The sequence below is a fragment of the Bacillus sp. FSL R9-9492 genome (genome assembly GCF_038007365.1).
Taxonomy (GTDB): Bacteria; Bacillota; Bacilli; order Bacillales; family Bacillaceae_G; genus Bacillus_A; species Bacillus_A mycoides.
The window spans coordinates 1,904,674-1,928,950 of sequence record NZ_JBBOXC010000001.1 but is presented as its reverse complement, the minus strand read 5'-3'; the positions used below and the strand labels follow the sequence as shown (position 1 = coordinate 1,928,950).

Annotated in this window: 22 protein-coding genes; 5 read left to right on the top strand and 17 right to left on the bottom strand. The window is 33.9% G+C overall.

The window, feature by feature from the left end; all coding sequences use genetic code 11:
• Positions 1 to 26 precede the first annotated feature (26 nt).
• The 5 genes from MKY70_RS09810 to topB form a co-directional block, all read right to left on the bottom strand.
• Positions 27 to 1,274, bottom strand: a complete 1,248-nt coding sequence (locus MKY70_RS09810; RefSeq protein WP_341024058.1) for a DUF4153 domain-containing protein — start codon at positions 1,272 to 1,274, stop codon at positions 27 to 29.
• A gap of 533 nt (positions 1,275 to 1,807) precedes the next feature.
• The gene (locus MKY70_RS09805) at positions 1,808 to 2,683 is read right to left on the bottom strand and encodes an IS3 family transposase (RefSeq protein ID WP_229194014.1); all 876 of its coding nucleotides are present in this window, start codon (positions 2,681 to 2,683) and stop codon (positions 1,808 to 1,810) included.
• Positions 2,671 to 2,979: a helix-turn-helix domain-containing protein gene (locus MKY70_RS09800; RefSeq protein WP_088031135.1), complete on the bottom strand. Its 309-nt coding sequence runs from the start codon at positions 2,977 to 2,979 to the stop codon at positions 2,671 to 2,673. Before MKY70_RS09800 ends, MKY70_RS09805 begins: the two co-directional genes overlap by 13 nt.
• Positions 2,980 to 3,047: 68 nt before the next feature.
• A protein-coding gene (locus MKY70_RS09795; protein ID WP_341074499.1) for an IS3 family transposase occupies positions 3,048 to 4,354 on the bottom strand; the annotation gives its coding sequence in 2 pieces (ribosomal slippage) (positions 3,048 to 3,973 and positions 3,973 to 4,354; 1,308 coding nt in all).
• Between the two features lie 188 nt (positions 4,355 to 4,542).
• Complete coding sequence (gene topB / locus MKY70_RS09790) at positions 4,543 to 6,687, bottom strand: DNA topoisomerase III (protein WP_002012275.1); 2,145 nt, start codon at positions 6,685 to 6,687, stop codon at positions 4,543 to 4,545.
• 413 nt (positions 6,688 to 7,100) lie between these two features.
• On the opposite strand from topB, the gene MKY70_RS09785 reads away from it, so the two are divergent.
• A complete protein-coding gene (locus MKY70_RS09785) occupies positions 7,101 to 7,676 on the top strand; it encodes a hypothetical protein (RefSeq protein WP_341024053.1) in 576 nt (191 codons plus the stop codon).
• A 419-nt stretch (positions 7,677 to 8,095) separates the two neighbouring features.
• On the opposite strand, the gene MKY70_RS09780 is transcribed toward MKY70_RS09785, so the two are convergent.
• The 4 genes from MKY70_RS09780 to MKY70_RS09765 all read right to left on the bottom strand — a co-directional run bounded on the left by MKY70_RS09780 (position 8,096) and on the right by MKY70_RS09765 (position 14,000).
• Positions 8,096 to 9,805 carry an SH3 domain-containing protein gene (locus MKY70_RS09780; RefSeq protein ID WP_341074498.1) on the bottom strand — a complete coding sequence of 570 codons (1,710 nt, stop codon included), beginning with the start codon at positions 9,803 to 9,805 and terminating at the stop codon, positions 8,096 to 8,098.
• 39 nt (positions 9,806 to 9,844) lie between these two features.
• A complete protein-coding gene (locus tag MKY70_RS30810) occupies positions 9,845 to 10,072 on the bottom strand; it encodes a hypothetical protein (RefSeq protein WP_445662172.1) in 228 nt (75 codons plus the stop codon).
• Positions 10,073 to 10,942: 870 nt separating this feature from the next.
• On the bottom strand, positions 10,943 to 12,598 hold the full coding sequence (locus MKY70_RS09770; protein WP_113735348.1) for a multicopper oxidase family protein: 1,656 nt from the start codon (positions 12,596 to 12,598) through the stop codon (positions 10,943 to 10,945).
• A 118-nt stretch (positions 12,599 to 12,716) separates the two neighbouring features.
• On the bottom strand, positions 12,717 to 14,000 hold the full coding sequence (locus MKY70_RS09765; protein WP_341024051.1) for an aminopeptidase P family protein: 1,284 nt from the start codon (positions 13,998 to 14,000) through the stop codon (positions 12,717 to 12,719).
• A gap of 223 nt (positions 14,001 to 14,223) precedes the next feature.
• On the opposite strand from MKY70_RS09765, the gene MKY70_RS09760 reads away from it, so the two are divergent.
• Together MKY70_RS09760 and MKY70_RS09755 are read left to right on the top strand one after the other, a co-directional pair.
• Complete coding sequence (locus MKY70_RS09760) at positions 14,224 to 15,216, top strand: F510_1955 family glycosylhydrolase (protein WP_088032508.1); 993 nt, start codon at positions 14,224 to 14,226, stop codon at positions 15,214 to 15,216.
• Between the two features lie 15 nt (positions 15,217 to 15,231).
• The gene (locus MKY70_RS09755) at positions 15,232 to 15,951 is read left to right on the top strand and encodes an urease accessory protein UreH domain-containing protein (protein ID WP_254904957.1); all 720 of its coding nucleotides are present in this window, start codon (positions 15,232 to 15,234) and stop codon (positions 15,949 to 15,951) included.
• Positions 15,952 to 16,003: 52 nt separating this feature from the next.
• Here the strand turns inward: MKY70_RS09755 and MKY70_RS09750 are convergent, their stop codons facing one another.
• Positions 16,004 to 16,921: an HPP family protein gene (locus tag MKY70_RS09750; RefSeq protein ID WP_140152370.1), complete on the bottom strand. Its 918-nt coding sequence runs from the start codon at positions 16,919 to 16,921 to the stop codon at positions 16,004 to 16,006.
• A 246-nt stretch (positions 16,922 to 17,167) separates the two neighbouring features.
• On the opposite strand from MKY70_RS09750, the gene MKY70_RS09745 reads away from it, so the two are divergent.
• A complete protein-coding gene (locus MKY70_RS09745) occupies positions 17,168 to 17,398 on the top strand; it encodes a DUF896 domain-containing protein (protein WP_002035023.1) in 231 nt (76 codons plus the stop codon).
• A gap of 50 nt (positions 17,399 to 17,448) precedes the next feature.
• Here the strand turns inward: MKY70_RS09745 and MKY70_RS09740 are convergent, their stop codons facing one another.
• The 6 genes from MKY70_RS09740 to deoC all read right to left on the bottom strand — a co-directional run bounded on the left by MKY70_RS09740 (position 17,449) and on the right by deoC (position 22,214).
• Positions 17,449 to 17,931 carry a CcdC family protein gene (locus MKY70_RS09740; protein ID WP_088032502.1) on the bottom strand — a complete coding sequence of 161 codons (483 nt, stop codon included), beginning with the start codon at positions 17,929 to 17,931 and terminating at the stop codon, positions 17,449 to 17,451.
• A gap of 15 nt (positions 17,932 to 17,946) precedes the next feature.
• Entirely contained in the window at positions 17,947 to 18,342 is a 396-nt protein-coding gene (locus MKY70_RS09735; protein ID WP_088032500.1) for a DUF2871 domain-containing protein, read from the bottom strand.
• Between the two features lie 146 nt (positions 18,343 to 18,488).
• Positions 18,489 to 18,884, bottom strand: a complete 396-nt coding sequence (locus MKY70_RS09730) for a cytidine deaminase (RefSeq protein ID WP_002158324.1) — start codon at positions 18,882 to 18,884, stop codon at positions 18,489 to 18,491.
• A 33-nt stretch (positions 18,885 to 18,917) separates the two neighbouring features.
• Complete coding sequence (locus MKY70_RS09725; RefSeq protein WP_088032498.1) at positions 18,918 to 20,219, bottom strand: pyrimidine-nucleoside phosphorylase; 1,302 nt, start codon at positions 20,217 to 20,219, stop codon at positions 18,918 to 18,920.
• 36 nt (positions 20,220 to 20,255) lie between these two features.
• Positions 20,256 to 21,437, bottom strand: coding sequence for a NupC/NupG family nucleoside CNT transporter (locus MKY70_RS09720; protein WP_000876193.1), 1,182 nt, complete (start codon positions 21,435 to 21,437; stop codon positions 20,256 to 20,258).
• Positions 21,438 to 21,542: 105 nt separating this feature from the next.
• Entirely contained in the window at positions 21,543 to 22,214 is a 672-nt protein-coding gene (gene deoC / locus MKY70_RS09715; RefSeq protein WP_002012110.1) for a deoxyribose-phosphate aldolase, read from the bottom strand.
• Between the two features lie 156 nt (positions 22,215 to 22,370).
• Here deoC and MKY70_RS09710 point away from each other — a divergent pair, with 156 nt between their 5' ends.
• Positions 22,371 to 22,733 (top strand): hypothetical protein, encoded by a 363-nt coding sequence (locus tag MKY70_RS09710; RefSeq protein ID WP_044440505.1) that lies wholly within the window; start codon positions 22,371 to 22,373, stop codon positions 22,731 to 22,733.
• Positions 22,734 to 22,781: 48 nt separating this feature from the next.
• On the opposite strand, the gene MKY70_RS09705 is transcribed toward MKY70_RS09710, so the two are convergent.
• Entirely contained in the window at positions 22,782 to 23,729 is a 948-nt protein-coding gene (locus MKY70_RS09705) for a sugar-binding transcriptional regulator (protein ID WP_088032496.1), read from the bottom strand.
• Positions 23,730 to 24,277 lie beyond the last annotated feature (548 nt).

Below are 24,277 nucleotides of genomic sequence, written 5' to 3'. Positions count from 1 at the left end.
CTTGTCGTTACGTTAACAAAGTCTTTCTAATTAAAAATTATAGGGAAAGTAAATATAACGAAAGCTGCCCAAAGTCCGTAAATTGGCAAATACTTCGTAACGGCATCTTGGATAGCTGTCGGTCCTGATTTGTTTTGTAGAAAACGCATATAGGAAAACATAATCCAAATTAGATTTGCCCAGATCAGTATGTTTACTCCTAAGACAGCAAGTCTATTAGGTGTAATCCCATAAGAAGAAAGTCTGAATACGATGGCTGACAAAGCTACAGTGTCAATAATAAGCGCAAGAACAATTAAGGCAAAATTGATATAATCTGAAATGTTCTTTTTCTCTTCTGATTCACTCTCAACAATGGAAAATATGGTAACAGCCAATACACCAAGGAGTATTCCGTTGAAGGCCATTAGGAAATTGCGGTCCAAGAACGGATTTTTCCCGACCCATATAACCGTTATAAGATAAATCAACAATGTGATCAAGACGAGAGGACTAAAAATTTTAGATATGTATGGTGTAATATTCTTAGCAAGTTTAAGATTCATTGATGCCAAGTATGCAGCCACAATAGCGAGAGCGGCAGCACCAAATAAAATAACATTACTAAAATAGAAGTCTTCTATATTCAAGTCAACAAACCTAAATAACTGCATGGTTAATGCTGCTAGTACCATTCCGCTCACTGCCATGCTGGCGTAGAGAATACAATATTCCAAATTAAATTTAATATAAGCTAATCTCGTACTTCCTTTTGAATATTCATTTCCTGTAAACGCAAGCCCTACTAAGACCCATAAGAATATAGGAAGATGTAAATAAGCAAGGATACTGCTGTCTTTATAAGTTAATGGCAACATATTAAGATACAACCCGGAAATTAGGAACAACGCTACAAGGGAATAAATAATACTTTTTTTCGGAGTATTATTGTAAACAAAATAAGCAGCAATAAAGGGAATTACACCAAAAGCCAAGTTAATTGGAGCAATTGCTCCCTGTTCGACAAAATGGAAGATTACCCTGGTGCTTAGCCCTGCCAGAATAGCTAAAATGCCCATGAATAAGAAACCTTTTTGAAACAATGAAGGTTTTTCTGTATTTGCCGTCTCCTTGAAATGCAATCTTTCATACCAAGCACCAAGAACCTGAGAATCAGGGTTTTCATCCCATGCTTGTGAGAATGACTTTTTAAAAGCTTTCGGGTCTTTTCTATACATTCTCTCCAACTCATGAGGGTTATCCATATTTTCAATAATCAAATTGTTAATGTCCATAGTTATACCTCCTCTAATTTTAAAAATAACGTTGTTACCTTTTCCATAAAAAGCACCACACTTATTTATTATGATTTTGATTTTAATATAAAATTTATCGTTTTGCAATAAATTTTTATTACTTTAGATAATGTTTTTGTTGTATATTTTTATTCCAAGCAAAAACAAAAAGCATTCCTCATTCAAAGAAATGCTCTATAACTTTTTATAAACATCGGTGTAAGCTACTTTCAGCTGTTCTCTTCATTGCTTGTTTTTATTTTCTAATTTCTTATTTTTCCTTTATATAAAAGAAATGATCAAAATGATATAAACGTCCAATTTAATAACACCTTTTCAAACAATTATTTCAAATAAATTTTAGTGCTAGTATACAAAACTCTGTAATTATAAAATAAAAAAGCATGACATAAAATAATCTGTACCCTTTGTAAAGGACATTTTGAAAAAAGTTAGGCGACATCAAGGAGATGATTTCTGTATCCTGGTCTTACCCCAGTCAAGTAGACAGTAATAGATTAGGTGTCTTTTCATTAAGCAGCCTTAGTTCCAAATTCAATAGGACTAAGGTTGTTTAATCTTTTTTGAAATCTTTTGTTATTGTAATAGCTCATATATCTTTTAGTAGCCTTAAAAACTTCTGCTTTTTCATGAAACGTATGTCTATAAAAGCATTCTGCCTTAAAGTGACTAAAAAAGCTCTCTATACATGCATTATCATAACAATTTCCCTTCCTAGACATACTCACAGTTATTTTGTGCTTTTTAAGTAATTGGTTATATTTTTTTGATGTATACTGATAACCTCGGTCGCTATGTAATACTGTTTCGTGGACTTTTCTTTTTCTTAAGGCTTTATTAACTGTGTCTGTAACTAATTTTAAATTGTTGTATTCGCTCATTTGGTAGGCCACAACTTCGTTATTGTAAAGGTCTAGTATCACGGAAAGATATATGCGCTTTTTGTTAAAGGTAAGATAGGTTATATCTGTAACCCATTTTTGATTTGGTCTTGTAGTTGAAAACTCTCTGTTTAACAGATTTTCCGACACGACGCATTGTTCTTTTAAACCAAAATGCCTCCACTTTTTCTTTCGAATCTTAGCTTGTATCCCCATTTTTCTCATTAAACGATATACTCTTTTGTGATTTACCTGTAAACCATAATACTTTGTAAGCCATATACAAATTCTTCGGTAACCATAGCTACCATTTATATCTGGATCTCGTTCGCATTCTATTATTTTAGACATGATAAATTGGTCCTCTTTCATCTTTTCAGAGGGATCGTTGATTCTTTTTTTCCACTTATAATACCCACTTCTTGAAACACCTGCAATTTCACAAAGCAATACAATTGAAAAGTTCTGTTTTAAGGTATGAATGACCTCGTATTCTACTGACTTGATTTTTTTGACCTCATCTCCTTTTTCGTAGCTAATAGCTTTTTTAAGTATGCGTTTTCCGCTTCTAATCGTTGTATTCTAGCATCTTGATTTATTTCATTTGTTTGTCTAGATCTTCCACGTTTTTCTTGTAGGCCCAGAATCCCTTCATTTTTATATTTTTTAATCCATCTATCTATAACTGAATATGTAACTCCTAATTCCTTTCCAATTAATTTACTTCCAATTCCTCTATGTAAGTACAATTCAATAGCTTTCATTTTAAAATCGATTGAAAAAGTTCTTCTAATTTTCCCCATAAAAAAATCCCCTCCATAATAAACAGTAAAGTAACTTTCTTTCAACTGTCTACTATAAGGGGATCATATCATCCAACAGGAGTCATCTTTTTTAAATTCCATTGATATCTATAGTGATTATAGTACGTCATATATTTCTTAATCTCTTGTTTCAACTCAGTAAAAGACTCGCAAGGTTTTATATGTGCTTCATCTTTCAGATGACCAAAAAATGATTCCTGTGGAGCGTTATCCCAACAGTTTCCTCTTCTTGACATAGATTGTCCGAGCTTTAGCTTTTTGACTAATTTTTGGTAGGTAGGGCTTGTGTAGTGGGCTCCTTGATCTGAATGAATATATGCACCGTTAGTCAATCGAATCCTCTTATTCCGTTTTAGTTTATGAAGAGTTGTTGTTACGAGGTCTAATGTCATCTGTTCTGAAACATGGTAAGCTAAAATTTCATTGGTTGAGCTATCTAAAATTGTAGATAAATAAGCTCTTTTATTCTTACCGTAAACTAAATAAGTGATATCTGTAAGAAGTGTTTTTCCTGGGGTGTTTTGTTTAAATTCTCGATTTAATTGATTCGGCACTACTCGATGTTCTTTTGAAGCTTTCAGCATTCTTTTATAAGGGTTTGCTTTCCGAATCGGACAGACAATCTCATATTTCTTCATGATTCTACGGATACGCTTTAAATTGTAGACAACTTGAAAATGACCCGCCAATGTCATTTTTATTTGACGAGCCCCTTTCTTTCGATTTCTAAATCGAAGTGCTTTTAATATGATTTCTTTCACGATTTCATCTTGATCGTTCTTTTGTTTCCGTTGTTCTTGAGATGAAATGGAAAAATAATTATAGTATCCCGAACGGGATACACCAGCTACTTTACACAAGTAACTCACCATATTTCTTAAGTTATATTTTATGATGACAGAACGAATCAGGATATATTTCTGACTAGGTGATAACGTTATTTCCTTTTCATCCTCCCTTCCATAAGTTTGATCTTTTTTAACAATTCATTTTCTGCCTTTAGTAAGTTCCGTTCGGCTTCTAAACGAGCATACTTCTCTTCTAACGTAAGCTCTCTCTCAAGAGTTCTTCCCGCGTTTTCGGTGCGTGTATCTCGTAAACCAAATACACCATTTTTTCTGTAAGCAGCACGCCATCTACTTCCTGATGACATAATTCGTTTCATTCCAATCATATCTATATCAAAACCACATTCTTCAAAAATATTTCGGGGTAGTTTTCCTTTCGCATTCTCCTCAATAAAAATACGCTTAAATTCATCTGTATAAGTGATACCTTTCTGACTTACAGATTTTATATATGGGTTATTTGATAGAATTTGAATGTCTCTTTCTGTAAATAGCTTTTTTGTCATTTTAAACCTTCTCCGATTCCAATTTTCTCTCATTATACAAGAAATACCCTATAGAATAGACTTTTTTTCAGTGTCTATTCTATAGGGTACATTTTAAAATTGTCATGCTTTTTCTTTTCTATCTATATTTTCAAACCTAATACAGCACATTTTACTCGGGAAAGAGCTTTTTCATTTGTTAAAACCACTTAATTCTCAAACACAAAATTAATCTTATTATCTTTCCACTCTAACTTCGCATCAAACGTTTTCTCGCCTTTTTTAAAGCCTTTAATTAAATCGGTCTTCTCACCTTTTAATAGTTTCGTCATGTTTTTTTGCGAAATAGCTTTGCTTAAAATCTTCTTCGAGATGGTAAAGTCACATTGTGTTGTATTGTAGTTAGAACAACCGTAAAACGTCGACTTATCAATAACATCGCCATCGCATTTTTTACAGTTCCCGACCTTTTTACCTGTTGTAAATTTCGATCCTTTTCGCTCAATCGATTCAACATGTAATCCGGTGAAATCCCATTTCTCGGACATTTCTACCGCGTCTTCAATAATTTTAGCTGATAGTTTTTTCGTTTGCTCCATAAATGTCGCTGGTGAAGCTGTACCTTCTCCAATTTCCGCAAGGCGTTGCTCCCATTTTGCTGTCATTTCTGGTGAAGCCAGTATTTTATCACCGATTGCTGTAATTAATACTTTCCCTTTATCGGTTGCGTACACTTGGTTTTTCTGTACATCTATATATTTACGGTCTTTCAGCATTGTAATAATACCAGCACGAGTGGCCTCAGTACCTAAACCTTCTGTTTTCTTCAATACTTTCTCAAGCTCTTCATTTTCTAAATACTTACCGGCCGTTTTCATTAACGTAATGAGTTGTCCTTCTGTATAACGTTTCGGTGGCTGTGTTTTTCCTTCTTTCACTTTCACCTTTACAACTTTTCCTTGTTCACCTTCAGCTACAATTGGAAGAATCGTTTCGTCATCTTTATCGTCTTGGAAAATAACTTTACGCCAACCTTCTTGAATTTGCTGTTTTCCTTTCGAAATGAACGCAGCACGTTCGTCTACAAGAGTTGTAATCGTTGTGTAATCAAAGATTGCTACTTCATAATGCGCCGCAATCAGCCTTCTTACGATCATATCGTAAATTTTCTTTTCATCACCTGATAGTTTGCTTGGATTTGTAACTTGCTCTGTCGGTATAATTGCGTAGTGATCTGTAACTTTCTTTTCATTCACATAACGCTTATTATTCATAATCGATTCAATTGGTGCTGGCAATAAACCTTTATATTCATCAAACTGACTTAACTTCTGTAAAATATCAGGGAACGTCGCTGCTTCTCCTTGTGTAACATAGTTAGAATCCGAACGAGGGTAAGAGACAATCCCTTTTTGATATAGTGCTTGCGTTATATCAAGTGTCTTTTTTGGTGAAAATTTAAAGGCTTTATTCGCTGTCGCTTGCAGTGCTGATAAATTAAATAAAAACGGCGGCTGAAACTCTTTACGCTCCGTTTTCATTTCTTTTACTACAGCCGGTTTGTTTTGACAAAACGCTGCAATTTTATTTGCCAAATCAGGGTCATTTAAGCGGGACTCATTATCTTTCTCCCATTTCCCCTCATATTTCTTTCCTTCTATATTAAAGGTTGCGAACACTTCCCAAAACGGCTCTGACTTAAAGTTCTCTATTTCTTTTTCACGCTTTACAATGAGTGCTAATGTTGGTGTTTGTACACGACCAGCGGAAAACACATCATTCATTCCTTTTTTCTTTAGCAAAATACTAAAGACACGCGATGCATTCATACCAACGACCCAGTCAGCGCAAGATCTTGTATATGCTTCGTAATACGTATTAATCGTATCTGCTTCATCTAGTAAGTTTTTAAATCCTTGATAAATAGCTTGCTTCGTTAAAGATGAAATCCAAAGACGCTTCATTGGCTTTTGCACGTTGCAAAGATTAATAATATTTCTTACAATCAGTTCCCCTTCACGCCCAGCATCGCCCGCGTGAATAATTTCTGTTACCTGTGGATTATGTAACAGCTGTTTCACAACGTTAAATTGCTTATACTTTGACTTTGTTACCTCAAATTGAAAACGCTCTGGAATCATCGGTAATGTATTAAGTGACCATTTCTTCCACTCAGCGTGATAATGTTCTGGATTACATAACTGCGTCAAATGACCAATTGCCCATGTACAGTACGCTCCATTTGGAAATAACTCATTCGCTTCTACTTCTAAATATCCATCTTTCCGGCGATATTTAAACTGTGAAACAAGAGCCAAACCTTGATCTGGTTTCTCGGCAATAATTAATTTCATTTTATAACTCCCTATCTGTATTCCAGTGTTACTTTCATTGTCTATATGTTTAGAAGCGATGATAATACAACAATCTTATTTATCATTCGCGGTTTGTCTCACAAATGGGAGACCTATAATATTATACGCTTATTCTTTATGGCTTCACAATAGAAACTCATTATATAACACTTTCTTTCGCTTGCTCATAGACAAAAAAGACGCTCAAAAATCGAGCGTCTTTTCCATTCACTACTACTTGCTTACATATATTCTCTCAAAATAAAAATACAACAATTCCTTATGAAGCATCGTCTACTAAGATAACCATCATTATTTGAGAATTATATTGAACTTACTTTTTTAAATTGTGCAGATAATTTGCAGATATATATTAGCATAAGTACTCTCCATTTGAACATATGATGAAGTGAATGATAGGACAGGGAGGTATCATGATGTTTGCTTATACGTTAACTGCCTTAACACTTTGTTGTATCTCGATTATTATTACATCATATATTTCTAAACGTAAGGGTACCCTAATGGAGTATATGGTATTTATTATGTCTTTTAGTATGAGTATCGGTTTAAGTATCGGTTTTTATTTAGGTATTCTCTTTAAAGGAGAATTACTATATTCTACTTTGCTTGCTATTTTGATTAGTGGGTTTATCGGTTTTTTAGTCGGTCTACGTTTTCACCTGTATACCGCCTTAGAAGGAATGTTCTCTGGATTAATGGCAAGTATGATGGGAGCAATGATTACAGAAATGTTAAACGCTCAACAAGCTCATAGTATACTGTTTATTAGTCTTTTACTTACTATAACGATAACTATGTCATGTATGATTCAGCTTTTATCAGAAACCTTTTCTACTTATATCCATCGTCGGTTTCTATTATTACTTTCGATCAGCGTAGTAATTGTTCTTACTGTATTCGTAACATTCCCAGACCATATCCCACCGCTCCCCTCCGAACATGAACAACATATACATAAACACTAGCAGCTATAATCGATAATTTTATTTTTTAACAGATGAAAATAAAAAATACTTTTGAATCGTCAGCCCCAAATGAAAAGTGGTTTACGGATGCGACTTACTTATTATTTGGGAGTATTTGTAGATAATAACTATAGTTTAGCTTCTGGCATGGGATCAGGATTAATAATTATACAGAAAACTAATAAATAATAGCTTTGCATTATATAATAAGAGGTCACAGACTTACAATGCTGTGACCTCTCTTTTTCAAATTACTTCATGTCGTAATCTTCACCATCAATTATTTTTCTACTTTTCTACACTTAATGAACCTTCTAAATCTACATGATTGATAGTATATTTTTTCATTTCATAGATATTCAATTCTCTTAGTTTGATGAGGTATACAATACCCCCATCTTGAAATAAAAAATTCTTACTTAACTAATATATGGTTTTGGATCCATAGCATTGCTCTTCTGTGCATTCCATTCACCTTTATGGATTTCAAAATGTAAGTGTTGTCCTTCAGATTGTCCTGTATTCCCCATTATGCCAAGTTGTTGTCCTTGCTTCACTTTTTGACCTGCAGAAACAGAACGACTCTTTAAATGAGCGTATACAGTCATATATGTTTGTCCGTTAATATTGTGAGAAATAAACACAACATTACCGTAGCTTGTGGAATAATATGAGCGAGTGACTACACCTTCTGCGGCAACAACAACTGGCACTGTTCCTGAAGCAGCAATATCTAATCCGTGATGCATTTGCCCACCACGTTTCTCAAATCCAGAAGTATATCTTCCTACAGCTGGTTGAATAAAGTCATTCGTTTTAATTTCATTAGTTGTATTTACCTCTTGGGATTGTCGCTGCTCCTCTGCATCAGTCTCACTTGTTTTTGATAGAAATTCACTTGATACATAACCGTTTTTACCGTTGTAATTAATTCTCCCCCATCCATTTTGTTCAAATAGAACTTGTACTTTTATTCCTTTTGATAAAGCACCGATTACACCATGATTTGTACCAGCACCGCTTCTTACATTTAACACGCTTACGTTAACATAGTAGTCACCAACTGTTGCTCCAGTAGATGGATTACTTGTTTCAGGTTTTGATGGTGTACCCCCTTTAACGAATTTTACATATTCACTGCTTACATAACCAGTTCTTCCATTATGATTAATTTTCAACCAGCCATTTTCAACGCCAGTTACTTGCAATGTTTGTCCGTTTAATACACCACCAATTACACTATGGTAAGTAGCAGGACCTGTACGCACACGTAAAGAAGTAGCGTCTACAATGTATGTACCGTCAGTTTGAACCGTAACATTATTTTGTTGTTCATTTGTTTGGCCTACATTTGCATTAGAGCCACTCTTTGAAATGTAATCTTTACTAATATAAGCAGTTTGTCCACTATAGTTAATTTTGACCCAGTCTTGAACTTCACCAGTTACTTGAACAACTTGTCCTTTATGTATAGAGCCTAAAATCGTATGGGAAGTACTTGGACCTGTACGAACGCGGAGGGAGGATACGTTAACTTTGTAATTCCCACTCGCTACTTGAACTTTTCCATTGTTATTATCACTTCCATTTGAGCTATCGTCTATTACAAATTGACTGCTTACATAACCTACTTTTCCATTATGGTTAATTTTCAACCAACCGTTATCTTCTCCAATAACTTGTAAAACTTTCCCTTCATACACGCGCCCCATTATTGCACTAGACGTATTTGGCTGTGTGCGAACACGTAATATATTAGCAGTTACAGTTTTACTACGACTCGTACTTACATTCGTCTTCGCTGATACACCTTTTTCCGAAACAAATTCACCACTTACGTAGCCAATTTTTCCGTTATGATTAATTTTCAGCCAACCGTTATCTTCTCCAATAACTTGTAAAACTTTCCCTTCATACACGCGCCCCATTATTGCACTAGACGTATTTGGCTGTGTGCGAACACGTAGAACATTCGTGTTTACTGTTACTGGATTTTCATATGTTACTGCATCAGTAGATTGCTCATTTTTTTTGTCTTTTGGCATTATAGAAGTTTGCGCTTGAGCATTACCAATAAATGTACTTCCTGCAACAGAAACTACTGCCACACTAGCTAAAATTCTTTTCATAGGTATTAAACACCTTCCCATAAATACATTTAAGTATCATCATATCTTTAGTTTATTATTTTTTATATCAAATGCTTTTCTACTCATGTTGTACTCTTCTTTTCTATCAACCTCTATTTCTAGATATTCAACGGAGGTATTATTCCATTCTTTCGTAACGAAGAAGGCAATTAAGAAAAAAGGAATCGTAAATCCCAGTTTGTAAACTGTAATGTAAATAAATACTTGATCTGGATTCGTTGCACCAAGCATTAATAATGCTGTCAAAATTGGACCGATGCACGGTGAGACCAATGAAAGCATCCCCGTTCCTAGTACAATCCATATCTTTTAATCTGCTGCATTCATTTTGCTTCTTTTCACCGAACACTACACTGTGTAGTTTAAATTCTCAAAAAAAAGCTACAAACACTCACCCATAATTAATACTGCAAAAATAAAAAATAGCCCTGCTGTTTCATTAACTTTTCATATGTATAACTGAATATTCCATTTAACAGAAGATGGATCTACAATCTGCTGCATCCGTAAGTTAATCGCAGTTTTCGTAAAAGATACGGTTACAAGCTCATTTGAAGCTTTTTCCATCCCAATAAAATTAAGCAAAGCACTTCAAAATCCAAAAGATGAATTCATATTATGTACTGATCAGCTAACGATTCTTGAAATGTGCTATAACGTCGTAGCATTAATTTTTACTGCTCTTCTTTAATTATGACACCTTCTAAATACCAAATATTTACTATGTTTTTTTCAAACGGTCAAAAACAGTAATTTAGGCCCTCTTCATTTAACTTATAATTTTACTTGAACATACCCATCCTCCCTTCACACTACGGATTGTAGTATAAAATAAAAGAAAGGTCAAATATAAGTATCTATCCTTTTTGAACTACAATACATTAAATTTATCACTGTAATTTTCTCAACTTCTAATCAAAAACGAGTATGCTTTTTAAAATATCTAAATAGCAAAAATCCCATTTTTAATCTTGTAAACTCTTACTACACGGTATTTCTCTCTCTTATTGTCTAAACTTTTATAAAAATAATATTCCCAATTCACAACATTACATATAAAAGCAGCTATCCATAAGATAACTGCTTTATTTTATTATAAACTACTTGAATTTTACTTTATTCTGGCTTATTAGGAATGTTAGGGTTTGGAACATAATCAGATTTGTAATCTGTATATTTTACTTCTGTTACCATCCCCGCTGAAGCATGGTGTAAATCATGACAGTGGAACATCCAATCACCCGGATTGTCTGCTACAAAGGCTACTTCATATTCTTCTCCTGGTTTTAAGTTCAAAGTGTCTTTAACAATTGGAGAACCTTCTACCGGTTTTCCGTCTTTACTTAACACCTGGAAGAAATGACCGTGTAAATGCATCGGATGATCGTCCGCTTTAGAGCGATTTACTAATTTTACTCTTACTAAATCACCCTTTTTCACTGGAATTGGATCAATATCCGGAAATATTTTTCCGTTAATTGTATATACCATTTCCTTTCCATTCATTTGCGTATTCAAGTCCATATTATATGTGGCAGTATACTGCTGGTCTAACGTGAAACTACCTAATTTTTTCGCACCATATTTCGTCATATCTAATTTTGGTAGTTTTTCTTTTTCGTTTGCTTTATCTTTCATCTCTTTACTACCTTCATATTCAATAACAGCTTTCATTCCTTTTGCACCCTTATTTTTCGAATGGTCTTCAACGTACCATCTCCCAGGATTGTTAGCTGTAAATTCAACATCATAACGTTCACCCGGTGCAATTGAAATTACTTTGTCTTTTATAACTTTTGGATCATTAATTGGTTGACCATCTGTTGCAATTACTTTTAAATCATGACCGTGAACGTGTATATCATGTGATAGATAACCCGCATTAACGAGTCGAAGACGAACTTTATCCCCCTTATTCACTTTTAATGGCTCTACTAAATCTCCGCTTTTACCATTGATTGTGAATATGTCATACATACTCATATCATGACCTTCCATCTTCATATTTCCATGGTCCATTCCTGCCATATTGCCGGCATCTTTTTTATCACTGCCCATATCCATACCGGAATGATCCATGCCTTTCATATCATCATTCTTTTTCGTATTTTCATTATCCTTACTAGATTTATTACCGTCTGCTTTTTCTGTTTTCCCTTTTGTCATTTCTTTTAACTGCTTATTAATTTCTTCTTTATCTGTTACCCATTCATCTAACATTAATGTGTAATCTTTATCATACTTTTCACTTGTATCCTCTACAATAAGAGCACCATACAAACCTCTATCTAGTTGATTTACAGAATCTTGATGTGAATGATACCAATACGTTCCTGGTACGTTCGCTTCAAATTCATAGGTGAAACTTTTTCCTGATTCAACCGCATCTTGTGTCACACCCGGAATTCCATCCATGTTATTTGGGACTGGATATCCATGCCAATGAATAGATACTGGTGCAGATAATTCATTTTTTAATGTCACTTTAACCTTTTCACCTTTTTTCACCCTGATTTCTGGTCCAGGAGATGAACCATTAAATGTCCAGACCGGAACAATAACACCGCTACTTAGCTTTTGCTTTTCTTCTTTCGCTACTAAAGTAACTTCTGGTCCTTTTATAACTTTCAATGGTTTTGTAGCAGTTTCAGTCTGTTCTGCTTTTTTATCATTCATATTTTTATGATCATTTGTTGTATTTGTGGTCGCAGAACATGCAGCAATTAAAGATATTACGGAGATTGTAACTGCTGTTAATACAAATCTCTTCATGGAAAATCCCTCCTTTTTCTTTTTCAAGATTATTATAGAAGACAATTTTCAAGAAAATATGGAGATATAAAATGAGCAAAATAAAAAGACGCCCAAAATTGAGCGTCTCTTCTAATTATTATTTCGTAACAACTTCATCTTCTTTTACATTTACATTATTTTCACTCATAAATTCTTCAATCTCTTCAACTTCTCTAATGATATCTTTTGACAAGTTTTCATAGCCATCTTTTGTTACAAGAATATCATCTTCAATACGAATTCCAATTGATTCTTCTTCAATATATAGACCAGGTTCAATTGTTATAACCATACCTTCTTCTAATACTCTATCTTTGTATGTTCCTACATCGTGAGTATCTAAACCAAGGAAATGGCTGACACCATGATAGTAATATTTAGATAGTTCCTCGTCTTCTTGAATTAAAGCAATTGCTTTACACTCTTTTGCTAGTACTTTTTTTGTATGCTCATTTAATGCAGCAAACTTTACTCCTGGCTTAATAATCTCAGTTGTTTCTTTCAATGCTTTTAACACGATATTATATATTTGTTTTTGGCGACTAGAGAATGTTCCACTCGCTGGGAATGTGTAACTAATATCAGCGTTGTAGTAATCTTTCTGAGCACCTAAATCGAGCAGTACTAAATCACCATTTTGAATTTGTGCATCATTATCTTCATAATGAAGGACTGTAGCATTTTTACCGCTCGCTAAAATTGTATTAAACGCATGATGTTTAATTCCAGATGATTTAAGCGTAAAATCAAAATGAGCTTCTAATTCATATTCCATCGCATCTGCTTTTGCATGCTTCAGCACGTTATAAATACCCTCTTTAGTTACAGCAATCGCTTCTTTAATGATTTCAATTTCTTCTTCTGTTTTAAACACTCGTAATTCACAAGCGATCGGGTATACGTTACCAATTGTTATGTGTGGGTACTGTTCTCTTACATGTTTAGCAAACGCTAACGTTTTCGTCTCAGTACCCGTCCACTCACGACGCTCTAAATCTAAATACAGATGCTTCACATTTTCTGTGAAAAGTGTATTTGCCATTGTCTTCTCAAAGCTTTCTATATATACAACTTTTTTTATGCCTGAAATTTGTTCTGCATCTTCTTTAGAAACTGTTTTACCGTCCCATTTTTCCATTACTGGATCTGACTTTTCAATGAAAAGAGTTTCTTCCACACTATTTCCAAACTTTTTCAACATGAAAATAACATTTGGCTCATCGATTCCCGTTAAATAGTAAAAATTTCGATTCGGCACAAATTTATAATGTGCATCGGCTGACATATGAGGTGCTTGCCCAGCAAATAAAATAGTAATAGATTCATCCGGTAATGTGTTTACTAATCGTTCTCTATTTTGAGCAAAAAATGTTGATTTCATAATAATCCCCCTAGCGTTCTATGTATAATTTTGAAACTGATTATCCAATATAATTCATTCTATTATTGTTATAATTTTTCGTCAATTAATAGTGCTCATAGAGAAAAGAGAATCTTCATTACTAGGGCCCCTTCCACTCTAAATTATGCATACCACTCCACAATTTCTTGACATTTATTCCATATACTTAAAATCTCATATATATGGAAAGGAGTCTACAAAAGTGAAACATTATGTAGCAACAGGGTTAGCAATTACTTCTTTATTAATAATTACAGGATGTTCTAGCAATGCTGAAACAGCACCAGCTAAAAAAGAAACCGTGCAATCTCAACCCAAAAATACAGAAACAGCAAATACGATTCCGCAAAACTTCTATAAAGAAATTACATCTGGAAAAATCGAGCACATTCATGGAATTGGCTATGCAGGAAATATGCCTGGGATTTCTATCGCAACGCACAGTGGTATAAAAGTTTATCAAGATGGCAAATGGTTTGAAACTACTACACAGTTACACGATTATATGGGCTTTCAGGCAACAAAAAATGGATTTTTTGCTAGCGGGCATCCTGAACCAGGAGCAAACTTAAAAAACCCTTTAGGATTAATGAAAAGTTCTGATGGCGGTAATACCCTTGAAAAGCTAGCGTTTTATGGAGAATCTGATTTTCATAACCTTGCTGTCGGATATAATACGGAAGCAATTTATTTATACAATGAGCGTCCTAATTCTAAATTAGAACAAGGTTTTTATTTCAGTACGGACAACGGACAAGAATGGAAAAATAGTAAGTTAAACGGTCTTTCAAGTACAATCCATTCCTTTTCCGCACATCCAGATCAATCTAGTGTAGTCGCGGTAAGTGCTAAAGACGGTGTATATTTGTCTACAGATTACGGGAATACTTTTAAATTATTCTCTAAATCTCTTGAATCGACAGCAGTTACATTTAGCGATGAAGATGTCATTTATGCCCCTATTAATAAGGAAAACAAACAAATGATAACGAAGAAATCAATTGCTACAAATGAAGAAACAAACTTACAAATTCCATCTTTAGATTCTAAAGATACAATTATGTACATATCACAAAACCCTCAAAATTCAGCTGAAATAGTATTTGCTACAATGAAAGCAAATGTGTTCCTTTCTACAGATGAGGGGAAAACTTGGAAGCAGATTACTAAAGAGGGAACATTCCAATTTAATTAGAAAGGTGAATATAACGTGTTTTCAACAATTAGCGAGTGGAGTTATCAACTCATGTCTCCTTTAATGGATGTCGCGAATGCTACGAAATCAGTACCTCTATTATTTGCGTTTTTATTAGGCGTAGTAGGTACCCTGGCTCCTTGCCAATTAACAGGAAACATTAGCGCTATTACACTTTATGGGAATCAATCTTTACAAAAGGGACATGCATGGAAACATATATTGTTATTCATTTTAGGAAAAATAGGAGCTTTTACGACACTTGGACTATTAGTATGGTTCTTAGGAAAAGAGATTCAGCAAATATTAACTTTGTATTTCCCATGGTTACGAAAAATAATTGGACCTTTATTAATTTTAATGGGGTTAATGTTGGCAGGTATTATAAAAGGAAGAAGTTTCTTCTCGATCAAATTTATACGAAAACAAAATGAGGTTGGCTCATTTTTACTTGGATTCTTTTTTTCCTTAGCCTTCTGTCCGACTATGTTCGTTCTATTTTTCGGAACGTTAATCCCTTTATCTTTCTCATCTAATTATGGATACTTGTTTCCGACATTCTTTTCGATAGGAACTGCTCTACCTATCGTTGTACTAATGTTCATCATCTCCTATCTTGGATTAAATGGGACTTTACTGAAAAAGAGCCGAAAAATAGGAAAAAACATTCAACTTATAGCAGGGGTACTACTCATTTTAATTGGACTTTATGATATATCCTTATATTGGGTATAAATAAAAAAGGTAAGCTCAAGTGACTTGAACTTACCTTTTTTGCAAATTATTTTTAACTCTTCTGCATCCCCCTCTGCTTCATCTCCCATTTTTTATACAGTAGTACTGCCCCAAATAAGAATACCCCCGCAATGAATGAGCCTACAGGTAACATTTTTATCATTTCATCAGGAAATACGAGCGGCAATAACGGAAATGCATATGCTGCTGGAATACGTACTCCAACGATTTTTAATAAAATTAGCATTAATATCATATTTAATAAAGTGACTACAATCCATGAATCAATTGCAAAATACAATAAAGTTCCAACAGTTGCTGATGTAGTTAATACTAATATTTGTTTAAATGCCATTTTTTCATTGTACATCGGTTTTTGAAGTGATTCATACACTACGACTAGAATTGGCGGAATAACCGCTAATTGTTCATAACCAGTTATCCAACATAAACTGATCCATACAAAATTTAAAAATAGAAATACAACCATATATTTATATTGGATTTTAACTTTTCTCTCAATACCGTTATTCAATTTAAAAATAAGAACACCAATCATTAAAATAAATGTCAAAACGAAGACTGAGATAACAAATGACCATTCCGTCGCATTTGTTACTAATGGTAATAAACCTGTCGCAATAGATGGTGCTAAATTGGATTGAATAACACGTAAAAACAACATCATTAATATAAGTGTTAAGCAAACTTTTCCCATATAGGAAATATCCATTTGATTCACTGCAAAACCAATAACAGCTGTTATTGACGGCGCAATAAAGATTTTTTCTGGTTGTCTTAGCCATCCCGGCTCACGATATGCCCATAAAGCTATTGCCATCGCAGCTATTTCCGGCAAAATTACTTCTGGATCATCTAATAGTACACCAGCTGTAACCATCGCTAATATAAATAGAATTGCAATGCTATATGATATGATTGTTTCTTTCCTTGAAATTACTGAATTCATTATTACATACTCCTTTTTGCTTATTACTCTCATAAAGTAAAACAATACTCTACATACCCTACTTAGGTATTGTATATTAACATCTTTTCTATTTCAAGTATTTGTAGTTTTTTCATTCTTTATCACCCCATACACTTACAAAACAAGGAATGTTTATAGGCATTGACACTTATTAAAAGATAGGTTAAAATAACTATAAATTAGTAAGTAACTAATGTAATTAAATTTAACTAGAGGTGAAAACAAATGAAAAACATTTTATTCCGTATTAACGAATTATCAAAAAAAGAAAGAACATCTGGATTAACAGTTGATGAAAAACAAGAACAACAAATGTTGCGTCAAAACTATACAAAAACATTTCGCGGGAGCTTAGATTCCATTTTATTAAACACAAAAATCGTTGATCAAAATGGTCTTAACGTTACACCAGTTGCATTACAAGATGCTCAAATCCGTTTAAAATTAAGCAAATGAAATCAAAGCTAAAAAAACAATCGTATAAAACATAAAAAGAGCTGAAATTCCTATATAGAAATTCCAGCTCTTTTTATTGTCTTTTCTAATTTAGTAAACGAGCGATACATCGCAATTCTCCACGATACAATCATCGCAAAAGCGAGTAAGAAAAACATCCCGCTTAATTGCGCCAAATCAATCGATTGACTTAAATATGATTTAAGTCCTACTCGTACAGCTAATAATCCAACTAAAATAAATATGAACGCTTTTGACGGTTTCATATATATATCTTCGCCTCTTATTTCAAACTTCGATGTTTTAATAAGAAATATAGAGAAAATAAGTCCTATACTAATTGCCTCTACTATTTCTAAAGATGTTAATCGAAACTCTGGTAAGAAGTACATCATTGCACCCGTACTCATAAAAATTGGTGGTAATATAATTTTCTTTTTCACTATCGGTTTTTCCGCTGACTTAAAGCGAAGAAACATTACACCAACAGCCATACAAACTGCTACTATACTTGATAAAAGTGCTAAACTCATACTCTCCACCCCTATCTATTTAAATGACTTTTTGAGCAAAATCATAAACCAAACGAGCCCAACACTTATAATGACATGACCTAATCCAGCCATATGGCTTAAACCATTAAAGTCAGTTCCGTTTACTTGTAGAAGACCTCTAAATACCATTGTAGCAATAGTAAAAATTAATCCTACATTATAAAAAACAAACCACGCACGAAAACTTTTTGTTTCATGGACATTAAATACTTTAAATAGAGCTAAAGCGATCAAAAAGAATACGAAGCCGAGCACTAATACGTGTGTATGCACTAATTGCAACATAGTGGATCCTTTAATTCCTTGCGCTTTCGTATACTCTCTAGCAAATACACCTGATAATAAACCAATAATTAAGTAAATGAATGCTGCATTATATAATTTCTTCATCATATTCCTCCTGCTGTAAACTTTCCATATTCGATGCAATCATTTTACGCAAAGTTTATGAACGGAATATGAACGGAATATTACATTCTATTTTTGAAAATAAAAAGGCCATTCCACAACTATTCATTGTGGAATGGCCTTTTAACTTATTTTAAATCTTCAATTGAGAAAGCACCTGGCAGTAACTGTTCCACAGTCACTTCTTTTTCATCACCTTTTACATTCGTTAGTAAAACTGGCATTTTCGGATTACAAAACTCAGCAATCACTTGTCTACAAGCACCACATGGTGAAATAGGTCCGTCAGTTTCTCCTGTAATGACTAAGTAACTAAAGTCGCGCTCACCTTCTGATACTGCTTTAAAGATCGCTGTTCTTTCTGCACAGTTACATAAACCGTAAGAAGCGTTTTCTATATTACAACCAGTATAGATTTTACCTTCTTTCGTAACTAATGCTGCACCAACAGGAAATTTAGAATACGGAATATATGCTTTTGACAACATCTTATTTGCTTCTTCGATATATTTTTTCTTATCCATATTATTTCCTCCTCAAAGTAAATGTAATATTGATTAGTCAGTAATAACTGTATGAACTAATTTAGGAGCCACTGCTGTTTCAGCGATAGAAATGTTCTCATAGATTTTTGCTTTTACATCTTCTACATTTTCGCGATTTGCATAGATCGTTACGAACGGCTCGCCTTCTTTTACTGCATCGCCAACTTTTTTACATAACATTAATCCTACCGCTAAATCGATTTCATCTTCTTTTGTCGCACGACCTGCACCTAATAACATAGCTGCGATACCGATTTCATCTGCAACAATGTTTGAAATCACACCTGAAGTTTTTGCAGGTACATCAATTACATACTTCGCTTGTGGCATTTTTTCTGGATTGTCTACAATCGAGCTGTCTCCGCCTTGGTTGCTTAAGAACTCTTTAAATTTCTCAGTTGCTTTTCCATTTTTCATCACTTCAATTAGCATTTCACGAGCTTCTTCTAATGTATTTGCTTTTTTCGCAAGTACGACCATTTGGCTTCCTAATACAAGTACTAATTCTGTTAAATCTTCTGGACCTTCGCCTTTTAAAGTATCAATTGCTTCCTTCACTTCTAGAGCGTTACCAATCGCAAAACCAAGAGGTTGTGACATATCTGAAATTACTGCCATCGTTTGACGTCCAACATTATTTCCGATACGTACCATTGCATGAGCTAATTCTTTTGCATCTTCTTCGGTTTTCATAAATGCACCAGCACCTGTTTTTACATCAAGTACGATTGCATCAGCACCAGCTGCAATTTTTTTACTCATAATTGAACTTGCAATTAGAGGAATTGAATTTACTGTTCCTGTTACATCACGTAATGCATAAATCTTTTTATCAGCAGGTGTTAAGTTTCCTGTTTGTCCGATAACAGCCACTTTGTCACGGTTTACAATATCAATGAACTGTTCTTTCGTAATTTCAACGTGGAATCCTTCTACCGCTTCTAATTTATCAATTGTCCCGCCCGTATGTCCTAAACCACGACCAGACATTTTTGCTACTGGTACATCTAAAGCAGCGACTAATGGTCCTAATACTAATGTTGTTGTATCACCAACACCGCCAGTTGAATGCTTATCTACTTTAATGCCTTCAATTGCTGATAAGTCGATTGTTTCTCCAGACTCAACCATTGCCATCGTTAAATCTGCACGTTCACGATCCGTCATATCTTTAAAGAAAATTGCCATTGCAAGTGCACTCGCTTGATAGTCAGGAATACTTCCGTCTGTATAACCGTTAATAAAGAAATTAATTTCTTCAGTCGTTAATTCTTTTCCATCACGTTTTTTCGCAATAATATCTACCATTCTCATTGTAATCACCATTCCTTTTTATATTATATGAATCTGTTAAAATAATAAGCCAACGATTGTTGCTGATAAGAAACTTACTAATGTTGCACCGAAAAGTAATTTCAAACCGAATCTTGCGACTACATTCCCTTGTTTTTCATTTAAGCTCTTAACTGCCCCTGCAATAATCCCGATTGAAGAGAAGTTTGCAAATGAAACTAAGAATACAGATATAATCGCTGTCGTTCTATCTGAGAAATTAAAGTTTCCTTTTGCTAAATCTGTCATAGCGACAAATTCATTTGATACTAATTTTGTTGCCATAATATTTCCAGCATTAACTGCTTCATGCCAAGGTACACCCATAATAAATGCAAATGGTGCAAATACATAGCCAAGAATTTCTTGGAATGAGATACCGATTACACCTTTAAATACTGCATTAATGAATGCGATAAGAGCAACGAAACCAATTAACATAGCTGCCACTGTAATCGCAACTTTAAATCCATCTATAATGTATTCCCCTAATACTTCAAAGAATGTCTTTTTCTCTTCTTCTTGTACTTCTAACATATCCTCTTCTTCAGTAACTTCGTACGGGTTAATGATAGAAGCAATGATGAAACCACCGAATAAGTTAAGCACTAAAGCGGTTACAACATATTGCGGTTTTAATAACACCATATATGATCCAACGATAGACATAGATACTGTAGACATTGCAGATGCACATAATGTATACATTCTTTTCTCTGGCAATAATCCTAGTTGTTTCTTAACTGAAATAAACACTTCAGATTGTCCTAAAATCGCAGAAGCTACCGCGTTATATGATTCGAGTTTCCCCATCCCATTTACTTTACTTAATACTAGACCGATAGATTTCACAATAATAGGTAATACTTTAATGTGTTGCAAAATACCTATTAAAGCTGATATAAATACGATTGGCATTAATACACTTAAAAAGAATGAAAACTCTTTTTGATTTACTAATCCACCAAATACGAAATTCACACCATCAGCGGCATATTTTAATAATTCTCCAAAACCATCTGCTATTCCGCTAATTAATATATTCCCTACGCTTGTATTTAATAATAAAAACCCCAAAATGAATTGTAATATAACCATCGTTATGATTGGGCGATATTTGACTTTCTTTCTATCATTACTAGCAAGCCAAGCGATACCTAAAATCAATACGAGGCCTAAAACACCGATTAAGTATTTCATAAGCCGTCTCCTCCCATTCGTATCCGCTTACATTTTTTTCAATTGTTAAAGCAATAGATACACTTTACTTTAAACGTGTATCTATTGCTTTTCACACTTTATTAATTAGTAGTTATCTGTAGCACCTTTTGCATCATTTAATACGATTGCAACACTAGCACTTGCTCCAACGCGAGAAGCTCCAGCCTCTACCATTTTGTCTGCATCTTCACGTGTACGAACGCCGCCAGATGCTTTCACGCCAACGTTTGGTCCAACTGTTTTACGCATTAATGCGATATCTTCTGCAGTTGCTCCGCCAGTTGAGAATCCAGTTGAAGTTTTTACGAAATCAGCGCCAGCTTTTACTGATAATTCACAAGCACGAACTTTTTCTTCATCTGTTAGAAGGCAAGTTTCAATGATTACTTTTACAAGAGCTTTTCCTTTTGCTGCTTGTACTACTTCATAAATGTCTTTTTCAACGAACTCATTGTCGCCATCTTTTAAAGCACCTACGTTGATTACCATATCAACTTCAGTTGCACCTTTTGCGATAGCATCTTTTGTTTCGAATGCTTTTGTTTCAGTAGTGCTTGCTCCTAATGGGAAACCGATTACAGTACAAACGTCTACATCATGTCCAGCTAATTCTTCAGCAGCTAGCTTTACCCATGTAGGATTAATACAAACTGAAGCAAATTTGTATTGCTTTGCCTCTTCGATTACTTTCATAACATCTTCTTTTGTAGAATTTGGTTTTAAAATTGTATGATCAATTAACTTTGCAATGTTCATTATCTTCACTCCTCATATCTTTTAACAACTTCATTCTAACCCTTAGTTGAACAAATGTAAATACACTTTTGAAATTTTGTTCATTCTTTTTTAGAAGGGAATTTCTAGTAATACATTGAAAGTAGTATAAGCTTGTAAATAAAGGATGTGAACCACTTGTTTAAGTCAAAATTCTTTATATTCACATTGCTAGTATGCACCTCACTATCCATATTTATTTTTTATAAAAGGGATGTTATTTTCCAAGAAGGAAACCCAGTTCCATTTGCTTTAGCTATGTCTAAGATGGTTATTCAAGATAAAGAAATGGTGGAAGTAGAACCGATAGATAATCAATGCCCCTACTTAGTAAAGCGCGGAAAAATGGAACCTTTTATCGATATGATGGAGCAAGATGGATGGAGTTTTGTAGATAGAGATATTATGGCTAACTCACTAATTTTTGAAAAAGAAGATCAATCAAAGAGCGTTCCTTACAAATACTTTACAAGGTACTACACATTGATTTATTCATACTAAAAATAAAAGGCTTTCTCAAAATTAATATTTTGAGAAAGCCTTTTATTTCTAATCTTTTTGATAATGTAACAATTCTTTTGCTGTATGCTGATCTATAATTAGTACATTTGCATACCCGCCACGTAACGCACCGTCAATTGCTTTTATTTTTCTATTACCACCTGCAACTAAAATAGAACGTTTCTTTAATTTAAGTTCCTCTAACTCAATTCCAATTGTACGCTTATTAATTTCTTCGCTACTAATATTTCCGTCTCCATCAAAGAAACGTGAACAAATGTCACCGACAGCTTGTTCTTTCAAAATGTTCGTTTCATCCTTATCTAAATATCCTAATCGGAATAATAACGCTTCATCACGCACTGTTCCAACAGTGAAAATTGCAATATTCGCTTGTTTTCCCATTTCAATAATGTGATGAATATGTCGATCCTGCTCCACTAATTCTTTTGTCACCGCATTATCAAATATAACTGGAAGAGGTAGATTTCTTGGCGTCGTTTGAAAAGCATCTGCAAATAACGAGATCGTTTCATTCGCATATGTATTTACACTTGAGTGACTAATGCCACCTTTTAACTGGACAACCTCTACACCTTTCACATGTTGCGGTACGATTTTTCTAGCGATTTCATACATCGTCATTCCCCAGCTTACACCAACGATATCACCAGTTTTCACTGTCTTTTCCATATACTCAGCTGCATATTTACTAATATACTCAGTAATCGTTGCATATTCTGGCACTGGAGAAAATACAACATGCGCCTCTAACAAGTTGTACTTTTCTTTAAGTAAGTTCCCGACGTTATCTAAATCAGCAAATGGATCCGCTATACTAATTTGAACAAATCCTTTTTCTTTCGCGTACTTTAATAATCTAGAGATTGTCGGTCTTGAAATATTTAATTTGTTAGCAATTTCTTGCTGACTATAATCTGATTGATAATATAATCTTGCAACTTCAACGCTTAACTGTTGTTTATCTTTTTCCATAGTAACTTATTACAAACCCTTTCCTGTATTTCCCTTTCGTTACAAGCATTATACAGCTTTATGCAAGAAATTTCGACTCCCTTATTTATCAACCTAAACTTCTACCCCATCTAGTATTTACAATGAAACTTTATTTTTTAGCTTCATACACTCGATACAGATGATCTTGAAGCATGTAAATCAATTTATATTTAATTCATTCTTTTTTGCTTTTTCTGTAGTAACGATAACAAAGCCGTTCAATAACAAACATTAGATATCATTTATGGAACTTCCTTACTGTACGGTAAAATCAAGTTTTTTAACATAGAAATTCCTTAGCGTGCGAAATTCGCATTTTGATGGTGATCCCATTCCCATCAACTTAAGAATGGAAACAAAGTGAACTTTCGTTTAAATAAACTAAAAAACCCTTAAAACACTTTTTCTCCTTAAAAATGAGCATGCCAAATAAAATTAGATAGGTATTATTTTTAAAAAAAGATAAACAAGTTATCAAGCATGTAGGCAACACCGAAGGAAGTTCATGAAAGACCTAACCTTAGCTT